14 protein-coding genes are annotated in these 17,380 nt (G+C 49.9%); 8 read left to right on the top strand and 6 right to left on the bottom strand.

Annotated features, from left to right (window positions below; all coding sequences use genetic code 11):
• Positions 1-48: 48 nt before the first annotated feature.
• On the bottom strand, positions 49-462 hold the full coding sequence (gene msrB, locus D5398_RS09910; protein ID WP_120507472.1) for a peptide-methionine (R)-S-oxide reductase MsrB: 414 nt from the start codon (positions 460-462) through the stop codon (positions 49-51).
• 350 nt (positions 463-812) lie between these two features.
• Between msrB and gapA the strand changes: the two genes are divergently transcribed.
• Both gapA and D5398_RS09900 read left to right on the top strand, forming a co-directional pair.
• The gene (gapA, locus tag D5398_RS09905; protein WP_013575362.1) at positions 813-1,811 is read left to right on the top strand and encodes a glyceraldehyde-3-phosphate dehydrogenase; all 999 of its coding nucleotides are present in this window, start codon (positions 813-815) and stop codon (positions 1,809-1,811) included.
• Positions 1,812-1,978: 167 nt separating this feature from the next.
• On the top strand, positions 1,979-2,848 hold the full coding sequence (locus tag D5398_RS09900; RefSeq protein ID WP_120507471.1) for a D-hexose-6-phosphate mutarotase: 870 nt from the start codon (positions 1,979-1,981) through the stop codon (positions 2,846-2,848).
• Between the two features lie 102 nt (positions 2,849-2,950).
• Here the strand turns inward: D5398_RS09900 and D5398_RS09895 are convergent, their stop codons facing one another.
• Positions 2,951-3,805 (bottom strand): aldo/keto reductase, encoded by an 855-nt coding sequence (locus D5398_RS09895; protein WP_120507470.1) that lies wholly within the window; start codon positions 3,803-3,805, stop codon positions 2,951-2,953.
• Between the two features lie 119 nt (positions 3,806-3,924).
• A complete protein-coding gene (locus D5398_RS09890; protein ID WP_120507469.1) occupies positions 3,925-4,674 on the bottom strand; it encodes a MipA/OmpV family protein in 750 nt (249 codons plus the stop codon).
• A gap of 533 nt (positions 4,675-5,207) precedes the next feature.
• Between D5398_RS09890 and yeaG the strand changes: the two genes are divergently transcribed.
• From yeaG to D5398_RS09875, 3 genes are all read left to right on the top strand, one after another.
• Complete coding sequence (yeaG, locus tag D5398_RS09885; protein WP_120507468.1) at positions 5,208-7,142, top strand: protein kinase YeaG; 1,935 nt, start codon at positions 5,208-5,210, stop codon at positions 7,140-7,142.
• A gap of 34 nt (positions 7,143-7,176) precedes the next feature.
• Positions 7,177-8,451: a YeaH/YhbH family protein gene (locus D5398_RS09880; protein ID WP_120133031.1), complete on the top strand. Its 1,275-nt coding sequence runs from the start codon at positions 7,177-7,179 to the stop codon at positions 8,449-8,451.
• Between the two features lie 262 nt (positions 8,452-8,713).
• The gene (locus D5398_RS09875; protein ID WP_120507697.1) at positions 8,714-9,007 is read left to right on the top strand and encodes a YdgH/BhsA/McbA family protein; all 294 of its coding nucleotides are present in this window, start codon (positions 8,714-8,716) and stop codon (positions 9,005-9,007) included.
• A gap of 139 nt (positions 9,008-9,146) precedes the next feature.
• Here D5398_RS09875 and D5398_RS09870 read toward each other — a convergent pair whose 3' ends face one another.
• A complete protein-coding gene (locus D5398_RS09870; protein WP_120133032.1) occupies positions 9,147-9,911 on the bottom strand; it encodes a DUF481 domain-containing protein in 765 nt (254 codons plus the stop codon).
• A gap of 468 nt (positions 9,912-10,379) precedes the next feature.
• Between D5398_RS09870 and nadE the strand changes: the two genes are divergently transcribed.
• Together nadE and D5398_RS09860 are read left to right on the top strand one after the other, a co-directional pair.
• A complete protein-coding gene (gene nadE / locus D5398_RS09865; protein ID WP_120507467.1) occupies positions 10,380-11,210 on the top strand; it encodes an ammonia-dependent NAD(+) synthetase in 831 nt (276 codons plus the stop codon).
• A gap of 150 nt (positions 11,211-11,360) precedes the next feature.
• On the top strand, positions 11,361-12,557 hold the full coding sequence (locus tag D5398_RS09860) for a multidrug effflux MFS transporter (RefSeq protein WP_120507696.1): 1,197 nt from the start codon (positions 11,361-11,363) through the stop codon (positions 12,555-12,557).
• A 25-nt stretch (positions 12,558-12,582) separates the two neighbouring features.
• Here the strand turns inward: D5398_RS09860 and dadX are convergent, their stop codons facing one another.
• Together dadX and D5398_RS09850 are read right to left on the bottom strand one after the other, a co-directional pair.
• A complete protein-coding gene (dadX, locus tag D5398_RS09855; RefSeq protein ID WP_120507466.1) occupies positions 12,583-13,659 on the bottom strand; it encodes a catabolic alanine racemase DadX in 1,077 nt (358 codons plus the stop codon).
• A gap of 72 nt (positions 13,660-13,731) precedes the next feature.
• Positions 13,732-15,033 carry a D-amino acid dehydrogenase gene (locus D5398_RS09850; protein ID WP_120507465.1) on the bottom strand — a complete coding sequence of 434 codons (1,302 nt, stop codon included), beginning with the start codon at positions 15,031-15,033 and terminating at the stop codon, positions 13,732-13,734.
• A 646-nt stretch (positions 15,034-15,679) separates the two neighbouring features.
• Here D5398_RS09850 and D5398_RS09845 point away from each other — a divergent pair.
• Positions 15,680-17,215, top strand: a complete 1,536-nt coding sequence (locus tag D5398_RS09845; RefSeq protein WP_120507464.1) for a SpoVR family protein — start codon at positions 15,680-15,682, stop codon at positions 17,213-17,215.
• The last annotated feature ends 165 nt before the right edge of the window (positions 17,216-17,380 follow it).

Genomic DNA, 17,380 nt, shown 5'->3' with positions numbered 1-17,380 from the left:
AGCTGAATCGATTTTGTCGGGTAGATTACATCGTACTTTCACGACACTCTACCCGGCGGTTTTATCGCCATTCTGACCATCAGTAAAACGCATTGAGGCCGAATTCACACAGTAACGTTCGCCTGTCGGCTTTGGACCATCCGGGAAAACATGTCCCAAATGCGCCTCGCAACCCGAACAGCGTATCTCAACACGTTGCATATTATGCGCTTTATCAGTGAGATATTTAATCGCCTCCGGTTGTACCGGCTGATAAAAACTTGGCCAGCCGCAGCCGGAATCGTATTTGGTATCTGAATAGAACAGCGCGGAACCACAGACGATGCAATGATAAAGGCCCTCACGGCGGTTATGCAGTAACTTTCCGGAAAACGGAGGTTCTGTACCGTGATCTTGCGTGACATAACGTTGAATTTCAGTGAGTTGCTCGAGGGTAGAGGAAGATTTTAATTCAATACTCATGTTTATCGTTCTCTGACGAATATAAAAATCAACTAAAATAACAGTTTATAATAACAAAAAATTAACAACAGGTCTGCCCCATTTGGCCTAAACTGTATGGCATCAGCGTTACAGGACTCGCAACTTGTGATGGCGATCACACTACAGACCTTCCGGACCTTTATATTCAGTTTTTCGCCCCCATGTGGTTGTAAGCCGATTAAGAAAACGGAACGTGCAATAAGCGAGCAATAGTAGGTCGTCGCTTTGACTTACAGCAATAATTGACACGATTCCGCTTGACGCTCAGCAAGGTTTTTGTAATTTTACAACCAACCTTTTATTCACTAAAAAAATAGCTGGTGGAATATATGACTATCAAAGTAGGTATCAACGGTTTTGGCCGTATCGGTCGCATTGTTTTCCGTGCTGCTCAAGAACGTTCTGACATCGAGATCGTAGCAATCAACGATCTGTTAGACGCGGACTACATGGCATACATGCTGAAGTACGACTCAACTCATGGTCGTTTCAACGGTACTGTTGAAGTTAAAGACGGTCACCTGGTTGTTAACGGCAAAACCATCCGTGTTACCGCTGAGCGTGACCCAGCTAACCTGAAATGGAACGAAGTTAACGTTGACGTTGTAGCTGAAGCTACTGGTCTGTTCCTGGATGATGCGACTGCTCGTAAGCACATCACTGCAGGCGCTAAAAAAGTTGTTCTGACTGGTCCTTCTAAAGACAACACCCCAATGTTCGTTATGGGCGTTAACCATAAAGAATACGCAGGTCAGGAAATCGTTTCTAACGCATCTTGCACCACTAACTGCCTGGCACCACTGGCAAAAGTTATCAACGACAACTTCGGTATCGTTGAAGCTCTGATGACCACTGTGCATGCAACAACCGCAACTCAGAAAACTGTTGATGGCCCGTCTCACAAAGACTGGCGCGGCGGCCGCGGCGCATCTCAGAACATCATCCCTTCTTCTACCGGTGCTGCTAAAGCAGTAGGTAAAGTCATCCCAGCTCTGAACGGTAAACTGACTGGTATGGCGTTCCGCGTTCCTACCCCTAACGTTTCTGTTGTTGACCTGACTGCACGTCTGGAAAAACCAGCTTCTTACAAAGAAATCTGCGCAGTAATCAAAGCAGCTTCTGAAGCAGGCGACCTGAAAGGCGTTCTGGGTTACACCGAAGACGACGTAGTATCTACCGACTTCAACGGCGAAAAACTGACTTCCGTATTCGATGCGAAAGCAGGTATCGCTCTGAACGACAACTTTGTGAAACTGGTTTCCTGGTACGACAACGAAACTGGCTACTCAAACAAAGTATTGGATCTGATCGCTCACGTTTCCAAATAATTGGCGATGTGAATGAACTGATTGAAGGGCGACGCAAGTCGCCCTTTTGCTTTCTGTCGGTTGCACTTTTTTATCAACACATGAGTGTGGTCAAACAGATGGGTTTGGTTCATGTGTAGTCTTGGTTCTAAATCTTAGAAGTTTTAACCCTGACAGGACTTTAGATAATGACAGAACAACTCTTTTCTCTCCCGGTCGTAAACCAGATCACCACCTCCGTCAGCCAGCGTCTTATCGACGAACTGCCGGTGCTCGTTGTTACTCACCCGAAAGTTCGTGCTGCTATTGCCCTGCAAGGCGCGCATCTGCTGTCATGGCAGCCTGAAGGCGAAGAGCCTGTGTTGTGGATGAGCAGCGCCAGTGCATTTAAAGAAGGCGTCGCTATTCGTGGCGGCATTCCGATTTGCTGGCCGTGGTTTGGTCCGGCAGGCAAACCTTCACACGGTTTCGCACGAAACATGGCGTGGGAACTGACTGATCATCAGGAAACTGACGAAGGCGTTGTCCTGACGTTAACGCTGAAAAGCTCTCCTGAAACACTGGCTTTGTGGCCGCACGAATTTACGCTGACCGCACGCTTCACGCTCGGCGCAACCTGCCATATCGAACTTGAATCGACCGGTGATTTCGAAGCCAACAGCGCCCTTCACACTTATTTCAATATCGGTGATATTGCCAGTGTCAGCGTCAAAGGCCTGGGTAACAGCTTTATCGATAAAGTCGATGGCGCAAAAGCCAAACAGACTGAAGGTGATCTGACCTTCACTGGCCAAACTGACCGCATCTACACCCAGCCGCAGTCCACCAGTGAAATCGTGGATCCGGTGCTTAAACGCACGCTGGTTGTTGCCCATGAAAACAACTCTGACGTTGTTGCCTGGAATCCGGGTTCTGAATTGTCTGTCAGCATGGCGGATATGCCGGATGACGGTTACAAAACCATGGTTTGTGTTGAAACTGCGCAGGTTTCCGACAAGCACATTTCTACGCACGCCACCCCGGCGCGTTTGGTCGTGACGTTCTCTGTCCGCAAGTAAGTGATTTAGCAGCAGTGATATAGCACAAGCCATGCAGCATATATGACTAAGGGGCCAAAGGGCCCCTTTTTGCTGTCTGATTTCGGATAAGAATGGCAAATTTCAGACCATATCCAGCGGCGTTTTATAGTTCGGTGCCGGAAAAGCAGCGTCAATTTGTGCGATTTCGTCATCGCTAAGACTAAGCATCATTGCAGCGGCATTATCTTTTACGTGCTGCGGCTGAACGGCTTTCGGGATCGCAATCACGTTACCCGAACGGATCACCCACGCCAGCGCAATCTGCGAACTGGTCACTCCCCGTCCTTCAGCAATTTTCTGCATCACCGGCGCAGTCAGGACATCCTGGCGTAACTTTCCGGCCTGTGCCAGCGGACAATAGGCCATCACCGGCACGCCGTGTTCTTCACTCCACGGCAGCAAATCGAATTCAATGCCACGGGCAGCTGCGTGATACAACACCTGATTCGTCATACATTGTTCGCCACCGGGGATTTTCCACAGCGCCTGCATGTCGTCAGTGTCGAGATTGGAAACTCCCCAGTGACGGATTTTTCCTGATTGCTGTAGTATCTCCATCGCGGCGACAGTGTCATGTAGCGGAATCGAACCACGCCAGTGCAACAGGTACAGGTCTATACAATCAGTTTGAAGCCTTTTCAGACTTTGCTCGCAGGCGACGATGGCTTTCGCGCCACCGGCATTATGCGGATAGACTTTTGAAACCAGAAACACGTCATCACGGCGCCCTGCTATCGCTTCGCCAACCACTGTTTCCGCTCCGCCGTCCGCATACATTTCAGCGGTATCGATCAGCGTCATACCGGCATCCAGCCCTTGCTTTAATGCATTCACTTCAGAGCGATGTTCACTGTTTCGCTCCCCCATATACCAGGTGCCTTGTCCGATTGCGGGTACGGTCGTGCCATCAGGCAGCTTTACGGTCTTCGCTTTCATCTGTTTCCTCCGGTCGGGTCGTGACTCTTAATGGCGAAAAAGTTAATGAACTATAAATGTGCAAATGGGGCGAAACGCCCCATTAATGTGCATCGTAAGCACCTGACAGGTGCGTTGCATCAGAAGGTGTACGTGACACCAGTCCACAACACGCCAGTCCAGTCTTTTTCAATGATCGGACTGTCGGTCACTTCGCTTGACAGGCGCAGATAGCGGCCGGTCACAAAGCCCTGCCAGTCGGCAGTGAAGTTGTATTTCGCGGAGACTTCAACGTACGGGCTGAAGCTGTCATCCGGGGAATAGCTGTGGAAACCACTGCGGCGGGATTCGTCTTTAGTCACGCCATAATAGTACTGGTTGAGGTTCGAGCTGAACCAGGTCACACCAAAGCCCGGCACCACGGCCCAGTTAGAGCCTTTAATCGCATACAAATAGCCCAGGTCCGCAGTCATCCCATTGCTGGTATCAAGCGTATCGGCGTTGAAACTTGCGCGGAGGGTACCCCACTCGGCGTTGTGCGAATAAGCCAGGCCTGCCATCAGCGTGGCATGACGTTTATCGAGGCGCTTCATGCGCTTATCGTCACTGTCGCTTGGGTCAAAGCTCAACGGGAAGTAGCTTGCGGTCACGCTGAATTTGTTTACGTCGTCATTCCACAGATAGTAGCCCGCCATCAGCGTGTGGAAGTAGAAATCATCATTGTCGTAATTGATGATCGGCACCGGATATACGTGGTCATTATTTCCACGATACGGATCCGGAGCGACCAGAGCAGATGCACCTAACTGCCATGTCCCTGCAACGGCAGCATGGCTGCAAATCACTGCCGCGCCAGCGATGGACAGTGTTTTTATAAACGAAATTTTCATTGCTTATTTCCATTAAGTAAAAAACGCCGTTAGTGTAAATGAAGCATAAACGAAGCGCTTAGCTTTTCTCGTTCTTGAAAAAGACTTACCCGAGAAAATCGGGTTGATCGCATAATTTATATGCAAAATATGAAATAAAAATGACTAAAGAAAGGACTTCCGCTCTGCAAAGCACGCCCTGCAAGGCTTTTCAGAGCACTCCCGAGAACTGAGTCATTGATATGACTTAAAAAACGGCAAAGCCATAGAGGAAATTTTCTTAATGCCAAACTACGCTTATAAATAGATGAAAGACTTAGCCTGAACAGTCGCCCGTCCCACAGAGTCACGACAGTTTACAAACCATCGTTACTGTCAGCGTCAAAGGGGTTCTGCAAGTTGGCATAAGGGTTGCTGTAATTCAGGTGGGAGATCTTTCTTCCGGGAGCGCTTAAAAAACCTCTCATTAACCTGTGCGTTACCCGATTATTTGGAATTACAGCAAGGTGGTGGTTCCAGAGACGAAGGGTAAAATAACGAAGGACGGGCATCGTATGAACATATTTGACCACTATCGCCAGCGCTATGAGGCTGCCAAGGACGAAGAGTTCACACTGCAGGAATTTCTTACCATTGCACGGCAAGATCGCAGTGCTTATGTCAATGCGGCGGAACGTCTGTTGATGGCAATCGGTGAACCAGTGATGGTAGATACCGCGCTTGAACCACGCCTGTCGCGTTTATTCTCGAACCGTGTTGTTGCACGCTACCCTGCATTTGAAGAGTTTTATGGCATGGAAGAGGCTATCGAACAGATTGTCTCCTACCTGAAACACGCCGCGCAGGGACTGGAAGAAAAGAAACAAATCCTCTATTTACTGGGCCCGGTGGGTGGCGGTAAATCGTCACTGGCCGAACGGCTGAAATCCCTGATGCAACGTGTACCGATTTATGTGCTGAGCGCCAACGGCGAACGCAGTCCGGTAAACGATCATCCTCTGTGTCTGTTTAATCCGCAGGAAGATGCGCATATTCTCGAAAAAGAATACAACATTCCTCCGCGCTATCTTGGCACCATCATGTCGCCATGGGCGGCAAAACGTCTGCATGAATTTGGCGGCGATATCACGAAATTTAAAGTCGTGAAAGTCTGGCCGTCAATTCTGGAACAAATTGCCATCGCCAAAACTGAACCGGGCGATGAAAACAACCAGGACATCTCTGCACTGGTCGGGAAAGTGGATATCCGTAAACTGGAAAACCACGCCCAGAACGATCCTGATGCTTACGGTTATTCCGGTGCTCTGTGCCGCGCAAACCAGGGTGTGATGGAATTCGTCGAGATGTTCAAAGCACCGATTAAAGTGCTGCATCCGTTACTGACTGCCACGCAGGAAGGTAACTATAACGGCACCGAGGGGATCTCTGCCCTGCCTTTCAACGGCATTATTCTGGCGCACTCCAACGAATCAGAATGGGTGACGTTCCGTAACAACAAGAATAATGAAGCGTTTCTTGACCGTGTGTACATCGTGAAAGTGCCTTACTGCCTGCGTGTTTCTGAAGAGATGAAAATCTACGACAAACTGCTCAGCAACAGTGAACTGGCCCACGCACCTTGTGCACCGGGAACTCTGGAAACGCTCGCGCGCTTCTCAATTTTGTCGCGGCTGAAAACACCTGAAAACTCCAGCAGCTATTCTAAAATGCGGGTTTACGACGGTGAAAGCCTGAAAGATACCGATCCGAAAGCCAAGTCCTATCAGGAATACCGTGATTATGCGGGCGTGGACGAAGGCATGAACGGGCTTTCGACGCGTTTTGCGTTTAAAATTCTCTCACGCGTTTTCAACTTTGACCACGTGGAAGTGGCCGCCAACCCGGTTCATCTGTTCTATGTTCTGGAGCAGCAAATCGAGCGCGAACAGTTCCCGCAGGACATCGCTGAAAAATATCTGGAGCATCTAAAAGGCTATCTGATCCCGAAATACGCAGAGTTTATCGGTAAAGAGATCCAGACGGCTTATCTGGAGTCCTATTCAGAATACGGACAAAACATTTTCGACCGTTATGTTACGTACGCTGATTTCTGGATCCAGGATCAGGAATATCGTGACCCGGATACCGGACAGTTGTTTGACCGTGAATCGCTGAATGCTGAGCTGGAGAAAATTGAAAAACCAGCCGGGATCAGCAATCCAAAAGATTTCCGCAACGAAATCGTCAACTTCGTGCTGCGTGCCCGCGCAAACAATAGCGGCCGCAATCCAAACTGGACCAGTTACGAGAAACTGCGCACGGTGATTGAGAAAAAAATGTTCTCAAATACCGAGGAATTGCTGCCAGTTATTTCGTTTAACGCCAAGACGTCGACCGATGAACAGAAGAAACATGATGATTTTGTCGACAGAATGATGGAGAAAGGATATACACGCAAACAGGTTCGCCTGCTGTGTGAATGGTATCTGCGCGTAAGAAAATCCTCGTAACAGAGGATCGTTGGCAACGTCGTTTGGGGGAAATATGACGTATTTCATTGACCGACGGCTGAATGGCAAAAACAAAAGCGCGGTGAACCGCCAGCGCTTTTTGCGCCGCTATAAGTCGCAAATCAAACAGTCGATTGCCGAGGCCATCAACAAGCGTTCGGTTACCGACGTGGACAGCGGGGAGTCAGTTTCGATCCCCAATGCTGATATCAACGAACCCATGTTCCATCAGGGTCGCGGTGGCTTACGCCACCGTGTTCACCCTGGCAATGACCACTTTGTGCAAAATGACCGTATCGAACGACCGCAAGGGGGCGGTGGCGGCGGCAGTGGTCAGGGCGAAGCCAGTCAGGACGGTGAAGGCGAAGATGAGTTTTCATTCCAGATCTCCAAAGACGAATATCTCGATCTGCTTTTTGAAGATCTGGCGCTGCCTAACCTGCGTAAAAACCAGCATAAACAGCTGAACGAATACAAAACCCACCGCTCCGGTTATACGTCTAATGGCGTACCGGCCAATATCAGTGTGGTGCGCTCTTTGCAAAACTCGCTGGCCCGACGTACGGCGATGACTGCGGGTAAAAAACGGGAGCTGCGTGAGCTGGAATCGACGCTGACCGAGGTCGAGCACAGCGAACCGGCACAGTTACTCGAAGAAGAACGGCTGCGGAAAGAAATCGCCGAGTTGCGGGCGAAAATCGCGAAAACGCCGTTCATTGATACCTTTGATTTACGTTATCGCAACTACGAACGTCGCCCCGAGCCTTCGAGCCAGGCGGTGATGTTCTGTCTGATGGATGTCTCCGGCTCGATGGATCAGGCAACCAAAGACATGGCCAAGCGTTTCTATATTCTGCTCTATTTGTTCCTGAGCAGAACCTATAAAAACGTCGATGTGGTCTATATCCGTCATCATACACAGGCCAAAGAAGTGGATGAACAGGAGTTCTTCTACTCACAGGAAACCGGCGGGACCATCGTTTCGAGCGCACTGAAACTGATGGATGATGTCATTAAGGAACGCTACGATCCGGCGCAGTGGAACATTTATGCCGCGCAGGCTTCCGATGGTGATAACTGGGCTGACGACTCCCCTCTTTGCCACCAGCTTCTGGCACAGAAGATCTTGCCGATGGTGCGTTATTACAGCTATATCGAAATCACCCGACGCGCCCACCAGACGCTGTGGCGTGAATACGAAGTATTGCAGGAGAAATTCGATAATTTCGCCATGCAGCATATCCGCGAACAGGAGGATATTTATCCGGTATTCAGGGAGCTTTTTCACAAGCAAGTCCAGGATCACTGATGTTTAGTCTTTGAAAACAGCTGGTTAATTTCTATTACCAGCTGTTTTTTTATATGTTCGGATCCTTCTGTTCTTTCAACGCGGCCAAAGTGAAAGAACATCCCCACTTTAACCCCCCTTTCCTTCAGTATTTTTCTGCTGGCCGCACTGATAAAGAGAGGATATTTCCGACAACGAATAAGACTTTCGGTCTTTTTTTGAAATACAGTCTAAACTTCAGGAGAGCAAAGCAATTACTTACCTCTACAAAAGGATGCTGTATATGAAAAAAATTACTTTAGCTACTACCCTGCTTATTTCTGCCTTCTCTTTCAGCGCTTTGGCTGCTGAACAAGTCTCTAAAGAAGAAGTCGAACACTATAAACTGGTAAAAATCGACAACATCAAAGTAGCTGAATCAGGTGGGAAAGTCGGTTCTCCAAGTGAGTTGCACGAAGAGTTGTCAAAGCTGGCGGATGAGAAAGGCGGTAAATATTACCATATCATCGCCGCTGGCCAGAAAGGCCCGAATTTTGAAGCGATAGCCACGGTATATAAAGACGCAGAGAAAAAGTAACTGCACAGAAATAACGAAACCATGCAGAGTGCGTGGTTTTTTTGTCAGTAAAAAACCTGCAAACAGACTGGATATAATCCAAAAAAAAGCCAGAGGCATATTCCCTCCGGCTTTTTTGCATTATTTCCCGGACGGGAAATTACATGCCATACACCAGGTTTACAGACGTCACAGTATCGGTTTTATCCGGCGCGCTGGCTGGTGGTTTGGTGTTATAGGTTACGTCATACGCCACTTTCAGTGAGAAGTGGGAGTTGATCGCAACGGTCAGCGCGGTTTCTGAGTTCAGCGTGGTTTCATCGTTCGCTAAAACAGATACGCCCTGCGTGAAGCGTGCAGTGTCGCTGATCTGGTAACCGTAAGTGCCTGAAGCGTAAGCCAGAGCACGGGTGGTGTTACCGCCTTGTTCAAATTCATCATGACGAACACCCGGACCGGCTTCCAGATTCAGCGTGTGAACCGGACCGCTCCAGATCTGACGACCATAACCCAGCGTACCGACAGTACGTGAACGGTAACCGTTATAACGGTCGCTCAGCCAGCTACCCTGACCAAACACATAGTTCGCGTTATCAAGGTTATAACGGGTACGGCCACCGGCCTGATATTTCTCGGATGAACGCACACCGGAAGAAGAAGTGTTACGCGCAGAACCCCACAGGCTGTAAGCCGTGTTGGTATCAAACCAGGTCATGGTGGTATCAGCATTCAGCGTGGAGTTGCTGGTGTTACCAGTTTGCGCGCTGTAACCCGCCTGAACATTGCCCTCGAAAGGCTTTTTCGCCTGAGCAGGGTCATCTAACGCAGTGAAGATGGTGGTGTCTGCAAGGCTTGAGATACTGAACAGCGCTGCACCACAGACGATGGCACAAGCTGGTAAACGACGTACAACCCGAAAAAACATTTTGCTTCCCCAATAAGACTTAAGGCAAATAACGACATTAAAACCACACGATGTATGCCATTAATTAGGATCCGTTAATCAAGCCTGGCAACTCCATTTCGATGGCACATGCATACAAATATTTCTACCGCAACAAATATAACGCACTCAGCCCAGGATATCTTAATAAAGCGGCTTTTTTAGATAGTTCCGAATGACATATATTTCCAGCAATAGAAACATACAAAATCATTACGTTTCCCTTCATTGATTTCTTATTTCAATGCCGGTCGGTAATAACTCCTCATGTGCCACACTTTACTTCTTTACTGCCGCTTTGGTTCGAAATGTTGCGAGCTGGCAGCGTACAGATTTCCGCCGAACTCGTCGCTGAATCTTGTCCTTTTGAGCGATGCGGGGTAGTTTTATCCTGATAACGTCTTATTTTTGCCTCGGGTTCCTCGAAGGCAGCCTTCAGGAGGAGTGGTCATGGCTTTACAAAAAGAGATTATTCAGGCTCTACACGTTAAACCGCACATCGATGCCGCACAGGAAGTCCGTGTCAGCGTCGATTTTCTCAAAAGTTATCTGCTGGCCCATCCGTTCATCAGGACACTGGTGTTGGGTATCAGCGGCGGGCAGGATTCTACTCTCACCGGCAAACTTTGCCAAATGGCAATTAACGAATTACGCACAGAAACGCACGAAGCCGATTATCAGTTCATCGCCGTCCGTTTGCCGTATGGCGTGCAGGCCGATGAATCCGACTGTCAGGATGCCATCGCGTTCATCGAGCCTGATCAGGTTCTGACGGTTAATATCAAGAATGCCGTGCTGGCGAGCGAAGCGACATTGCGCGAAATTGGTATCGAGTTGAGTGACTTTATTAAAGGTAATGAAAAAGCCCGTGAGCGCATGAAAGCGCAGTACAGCATTGCGGGGATGAAAAAAGGCGTCGTGGTCGGAACTGACCATGCGGCAGAAGCCGTGACCGGATTCTTCACCAAATACGGCGATGGTGGCACGGACATCAACCCGATTTTCCGTCTGAATAAACGTCAGGGGAAAGCGTTGCTCAAAGCACTGGGCTGCCCTGAACATTTGTATACCAAAGCTCCGACAGCTGATCTGGAAGAAAACCGCCCTGCTTTACCGGATGAAGTTGCGCTGGGCGTGACATACGAACTGATCGACGATTATCTTGAAGACAAGAAAGTCGACGATAAATATGCTGCGATTATTGAAGGCTGGTATCTGCGCACTGAGCACAAACGCCAGCCACCGGTGACGGTGTTTGATGATTTCTGGAAGAAAAAATAATCCTTCCATCAACTGCGCGTTAACGGACACTGACGGGTGTCCGTTTTTATTCACAAGCCCTTAATGCACGATTATCACAAGCCGCTTTCCATTCATTAACTAAATCATTACCCTTAGCCTCCTTTCGGACGACTGATAGTGATGTTTTCAATGCAAAAATTCCTCTTTCTGCTGCTGAGCCTGGTGCTGCTTGGCCCTCTGGGTATCGACCTCTACCTGCCTGCGATCCCGGCGATTGCCCTGGGCCTGAACAGTACAGAAGCGGTCATTCAGTCCTCAATATCATTGTTTATTCTGGTGATGGGACTCGGCCAGCTGGTTGCCGGGCCGCTGGTCGATAAATTTGGGCGCCGCCCTATCGCCATCATTGGCGTGGTGATTTATCTGGCAGGCGCGATCGTTGCCGCAACCGCCGTCGCACCGTGGATGTTTCTCCTCTCACGCGTCATTCAGGGGCTGGCGGTGTGTTGTACGTCAGTGGTGATATTCAGTGGTGTCCGTGACCGGATGAGCGGCAACGATGCCGCCCGCGCGTACGGATTTCTCAATGGCACGCTCAATATCATTCCTGCTCTTGCGCCGCTGATTGGTGGCCTGATTGCGCAATATTACGGCTGGCGTGCGCCTTTCTGGGCTCTGGCAGGTTATACGCTGGCGGTTCTGCTGCTGGTCATTTTCAAATTGCCTGAAACCCGTCCGGCCGGAACGCAAGCCAATACCGGACTGCCGTTTCGTCAGTATGCACGCATTCTGTTTAATGCCCGCTTTATCACTTTCGCGCTGGTTAACGCTGGCGCGATGGGTATGGCGCTGACGTATGTTTCGCTGGCACCGACGGTACTGATGAATATTGCCGGACTCACGCCGCTGGAATTCTCGCTGGTGTTTGGTGCAAACGGATTCTGGATCATGGGGATGAGTTTTATCGCCAACCGGATCATCCGTAAAGTGGGACGCCCGGTGTGCCTGAAAACCGGCGGTATTCTGATGTTTATAGGCTGCCTGGGATTGATTGCAGGGATAACCCTGGTTCCGCCTGCTGAACAGACCGCAACCTGGTTATATATGTTGCCGGTGGCCAGCGCCTGCGCCGGTCTGGCGTTCCTGATGGGACCTGCGACCAGCTATGCACTGGAACCTTTCTCGTCAGAAGCCGGGGTGGCTTCCGCGCTGGTAGGTTCAGTGCAAATGGCCGGTGGCGCGTTGCTAGGCTTTATTGCGATGGCGTTACCGTTGCAGCCGAAACTAAGTCTGGCTCTGGTGATGCTTGCCGGGGGATGTCTGGCGATGCTGGCACGTCGTGCCAGTAAGAAATCGACGGGCCGTCTGACCCGTCTGGAAAACTAGTTATCTGACTTTAGTTTCTGCCCGGTTACTGACCGGTCACTGAAACAGGTACGCGGGGCGAAAGCGCACTCAGCAGCTCATAGCCCAGCGTACCGCAGGTCGTCGCCACATCATCTACCGGTAAATGATTACCCCATAATTCGACAGGCGAACCGATTTTCGCCTGCGGACACGGCGTGAGATCGACCGCCAGCATATCCATTGATACCGTCCCCACCGTCGTTGTGCGAACACCATCCACCCATACCGGCGTTCCGGTCGGTGCATGGCGCGGATAACCGTCCGCATAGCCGCAGGCAACCACACCTACCCGCTGCGGGCCGGTCACGAGGTAGCGGCCACCATAACCCACACGGTCACCCGCCTTCAGCTCCTGCACGGTAATCAGCTCGCTCTTTAACGTCATCACCGGTTGCAGACCGGTATGCGCAATATCTTTCCACTCACCGCTTGGCGACGCGCCATAGATAATAATCCCGGGACGGATCCAGTCCTGATGAGTTTGCGGGTGCCACAAAGTCGCGGCTGAGTTCGCCAGACACCGGGGTCCGCTGATATTTTGTCCCGCAAGATTAACCGCCGCCATCTGTGCATCCACACCTTCGACACTGTCAGCGGTAGCGAAATGGCTCATCAGGGTGAGCCCGCCCACCTGTTTCAGCTCACGCAGCTGTTGCCAGGCAGCGCCCGCGTGCGCAGGGGAAAATCCCAAACGATTCATCCCGCTGTTAACTTTCAGATAAACATCAACCGGCTGACTAAATTGTGCTTGCGCCAGCGCCTTAATCTGCCAGTCGCTATGAACAGCGGTCGTCAGGCGATATTTGCCGACGATAACCAAATCTTCGGCGGTGAAAAATCCTTCCAGCAATAAAATCGGCCCCTGCCAGCCAGCTTCGCGCAGCAAAATGGCTTCGTTGAAATCGAGTAATGCAAAACCATCGGTGGACGACAAACTGCGCCAGATGCGGGAAATACCGTGTCCGTAACCATTGGCTTTCACAACGGTCCAGACTTTACTGTCAGGAGCGAGGCCACGAATGATGTTCAGATTTTGGGTTAATGCAGAAAGAGATAATGTGGCAGAAATCGGGCGAGGCATACCAGCTCCGGCAATAGGCAATGTAAAGCCCATGCAGCGTCAGACACTGCATGGGAAAAGATGACCGCAGACTCAGCCTACCGGATGCATTTTATGCGGGCCCGCAGGACGCGCGATAAAATCCGGGCTGTAACGCTCAACCGATAAATCATCAGATGGGATCGCAGGCGTCACGCCTGACATAATATCTGACAGCAATTGCCCTGAGCCGCAGGCCATTGTCCAGCCCAGCGTGCCGTGCCCAGTATTCAGATACAGATTTTTGATACGTGTGCGGCCGACAATCGGCGTACCGTCCGGCGTCATCGGGCGCAGGCCAGTCCAAAACGTAGCCTGTTCGACATTACCGCCATTCGGATAGAGATCTCTTACCACCATTTCCAGCGTTTCGCGCCGCGCCTGTGCCAGTTTAAGATTGAAGCCGACAATCTCCGCCATACCACCGACGCGGATGCGGTCATCAAAACGGGTAATGGCAATTTTATAGGTTTCGTCAAGGACAGTAGAAACAGGCGCTGAATCAGGGTCGGTAATCGGAATGGTCAGGGAGTACCCTTTCAGCGGATAGACGGGAATGGACACCAGATCGCGAAGCAATGCGGTAGAATAAGAACCGAACGCCACCACATAAGCATCGGCTTTCACCCGTTCATCGCCGCATTGCACGCCGGTGATTTCCCCGTTTTGCACATGCAGCTTATCCACTGTGCGATTAAATTCGAAAACCACGCCCGCCTGACGCGCCATTTCCGCCAGTTTACGGGTAAACATCTGGCAGTCGCCGGTTTCATCATTCGGCAATCGCAGACCGCCGGTCAGCTTGTGCGCGACCTGCGCAAGTGCAGGTTCTGCGAGCCCCAGCTGACTGGATTCCAGCAACTGATAGGGCACGCCCGCATCTTCCAGCACGGCGATATCTTTGGCCGCGCTTTCAAACTGCTGCGCAGTACGGAAAAGTTGCAACGTTCCGCCCTGACGACCTTCATACTGAATGCCGGTATCGTCACGCAGCGCTTTCATACAGTCGCGGCTGTATTCCGCCAGGCGAACCATGCGGCTTTTATTGGTCTGATAATGGTCCATGTCGCAGTTGCGCAGCATCTGCCACATCCATTTCAGCTGGAACTGAGTTCCGTCGAGGCGGATCGCCAGTGGCGCATGTTTCTGAAACATCCATTTAACCGCTTTAACCGGAACACCGGGAGCCGCCCACGGCGCGGCATAGCCTGGTGAGATCTGTCCTGCATTGCCCGCGCTGGTTTCTTCTGCCGGACCGGACTGACGATCAATGACCGTTACCTGATGTCCCGCTTTTGCCAGATACCATGCACTGGCGACACCGACCACACCACTGCCTAAAATCACCACACGCATATCGACTTCACTCCACAACAAATCAAAGCATAATATTCTGATGCCAGGAAATTAACCTGACTGAGAAAAAACACCAACACAGGCACCCATAACCGTGAGGTCTTTCACAATTATTTATCGTTCATACCAGCATTTATTTCAATAGCCGGAAATAAATAACGATATCTCGCAACATTCAGGCGTTCACAGAAGGAATTTATGGTTTTGTGATTTCACTGACAGCAATGACATCATCAACTTCAAGGCACGCTAAAGCAGGTTTTTGGTCAGAGCTTTATTCTCAATAAAAGCTAAATAACCAGAATAAAAAACCATAAACAAAGACAAGAATACTATTACCTCACGGATTGTGAAATTTTGAGGTTCAGGGACTGCGGGGGTTTATAAAGGGAAGAAAAGCGACATATGAATCTGAAAACCAGAAAAACGCTATCAGCAGTAGCCTTTTGCTGCGCTGAAATTCCTTTTCAGGGAAATTGACAGCCATCAGCCATGAGGATATAGATTTAATCTGGAAGGGATCCATGGTGTTTATCAAACAGCACACTCAGATTGAGCTACGATTATCAATGGACGTGCGAAATCTTAAGAAAAGGTTGTGAATCAAACACTCTGTAGCGTCCATAACTGAATGAGGGTGCGGCTTATGACAACAGTGACCCAGAAGCAAAAAACTGAGGACAAGCGTCTCAGCGATGGACCGGACTGGACGTTTGAGTTATTGCAGACCTACCTTGCAGAGATCGACCGGGTGGCCAAGTCTTACCGGCTTGAAACCTATCCCCATCAGATCGAAATCATCACCTCCGAACAAATGATGGATGCCTATTCCAGCATTGGCATGCCGATTAATTATACTCACTGGTCGTTCGGTAAGAAATTTATTGAAACCGAGCAACTTTATAAACACGGGCAGCAGGGTCTGGCGTATGAAATCGTCATCAACTCTAACCCGTGTATTGCCTATCTGATGGAAGAAAATACCATCACGATGCAGGCGCTGGTCATGGCTCATGCCTGCTACGGCCACAATTCTTTCTTTAAAAATAACTACCTGTTTAAAAGCTGGACCGACGCCAGTTCCATCGTTGATTACCTGCTGTTCGCTAAACGTTATATCAGCGAATGTGAAGAACGTTACGGTGTGGACGAAGTCGAACGACTGCTCGATTCCTGCCATGCGTTGATGAATTACGGCGTCGATCGTTATAAACGTCCGCAAAAAATCTCCTTACAGGAAGAACTGGCGCGTCAGAAAAGTCGCGAGGAATATCTGCAAAGCCAGGTAAATACTTTGTGGAAAACGTTGCCGCGTAAAGACAGCGTCGATGCGCCCGAACAGGCGCGGCGCTTCCCTTCAGAGCCTCAGGAAAACCTGTTGTATTTCATGGAAAAAAATGCGCCTCTGCTGGAATCCTGGCAGCGGGAAATATTGCGTATCGTGCGTAAAATCAGCCAGTATTTTTATCCGCAAAAACAAACCCAGGTAATGAACGAAGGCTGGGCGACATTCTGGCATTACACCATTCTTAATCATCTTTATGATGAAGGAAAAGTCTCCGACCGTTTCATTCTGGAGTTCCTGCACAGCCATACCAATGTGGTGTATCAGCCGCCTTATAACAGCCCGTATTACAGCGGAATTAACCCTTATGCGCTGGGCTTTGCGATGATGCAGGACATTAAACGTATCTGTCAGGAACCGACGGAAGAAGATCGCTACTGGTTCCCGGATATCGCGGGTTCGGACTGGCTGGAAACACTGCATTTTGCGATGCGTGATTTCAAAGATGAAAGCTTTATCAGCCAGTTTCTGTCGCCGAAAGTGATGCGTGATTTCCGGTTATTTACCGTACTGGATGACGATCATAATAACTATCTGGAAATTGCGGCAATTCACAACGAGGAAGGCTATCGCGCCATCCGACAGGAGTTATCAGCGCAGTACAACCTGAGCAATCATGAGCCAAACATTCAGGTCTGGAATGTCGATTTACGCGGAGACCGTTCGCTGACATTGCGATATATCCCGCAAGATCGCGCGCCGCTCGATAAAAGCCGTCGTGAAGTGATGAAACACGTTCATCGCCTGTGGGGCTTCGATGTGTTTATTGAGCAGCTCAATGAAGACGGCAGCGTTGAATTACTCGAGCGTTGCCCACCGCGGCCGACACCGCTATAAATTCACATTTTCTGATTAAAAAAGGGTGCTAAGCGCCCTTTTCTTTGCGCAAAGCATGCATATATTTCACTCCTGCTTAAATCAGAAGTCTTTGTGACTCCCCTCGCAGTTTACTCCTCTCATCAGGTCTATCCTCGTCCCACACCTTATTTATCATCTTGATTT

The organism is Rahnella bruchi, from assembly GCF_003614975.1.
GTDB classification, from domain to species: Bacteria; Pseudomonadota; Gammaproteobacteria; order Enterobacterales; family Enterobacteriaceae; genus Rahnella; species Rahnella bruchi.
This window is presented reverse-complemented; position numbering and strand designations above follow the sequence as displayed.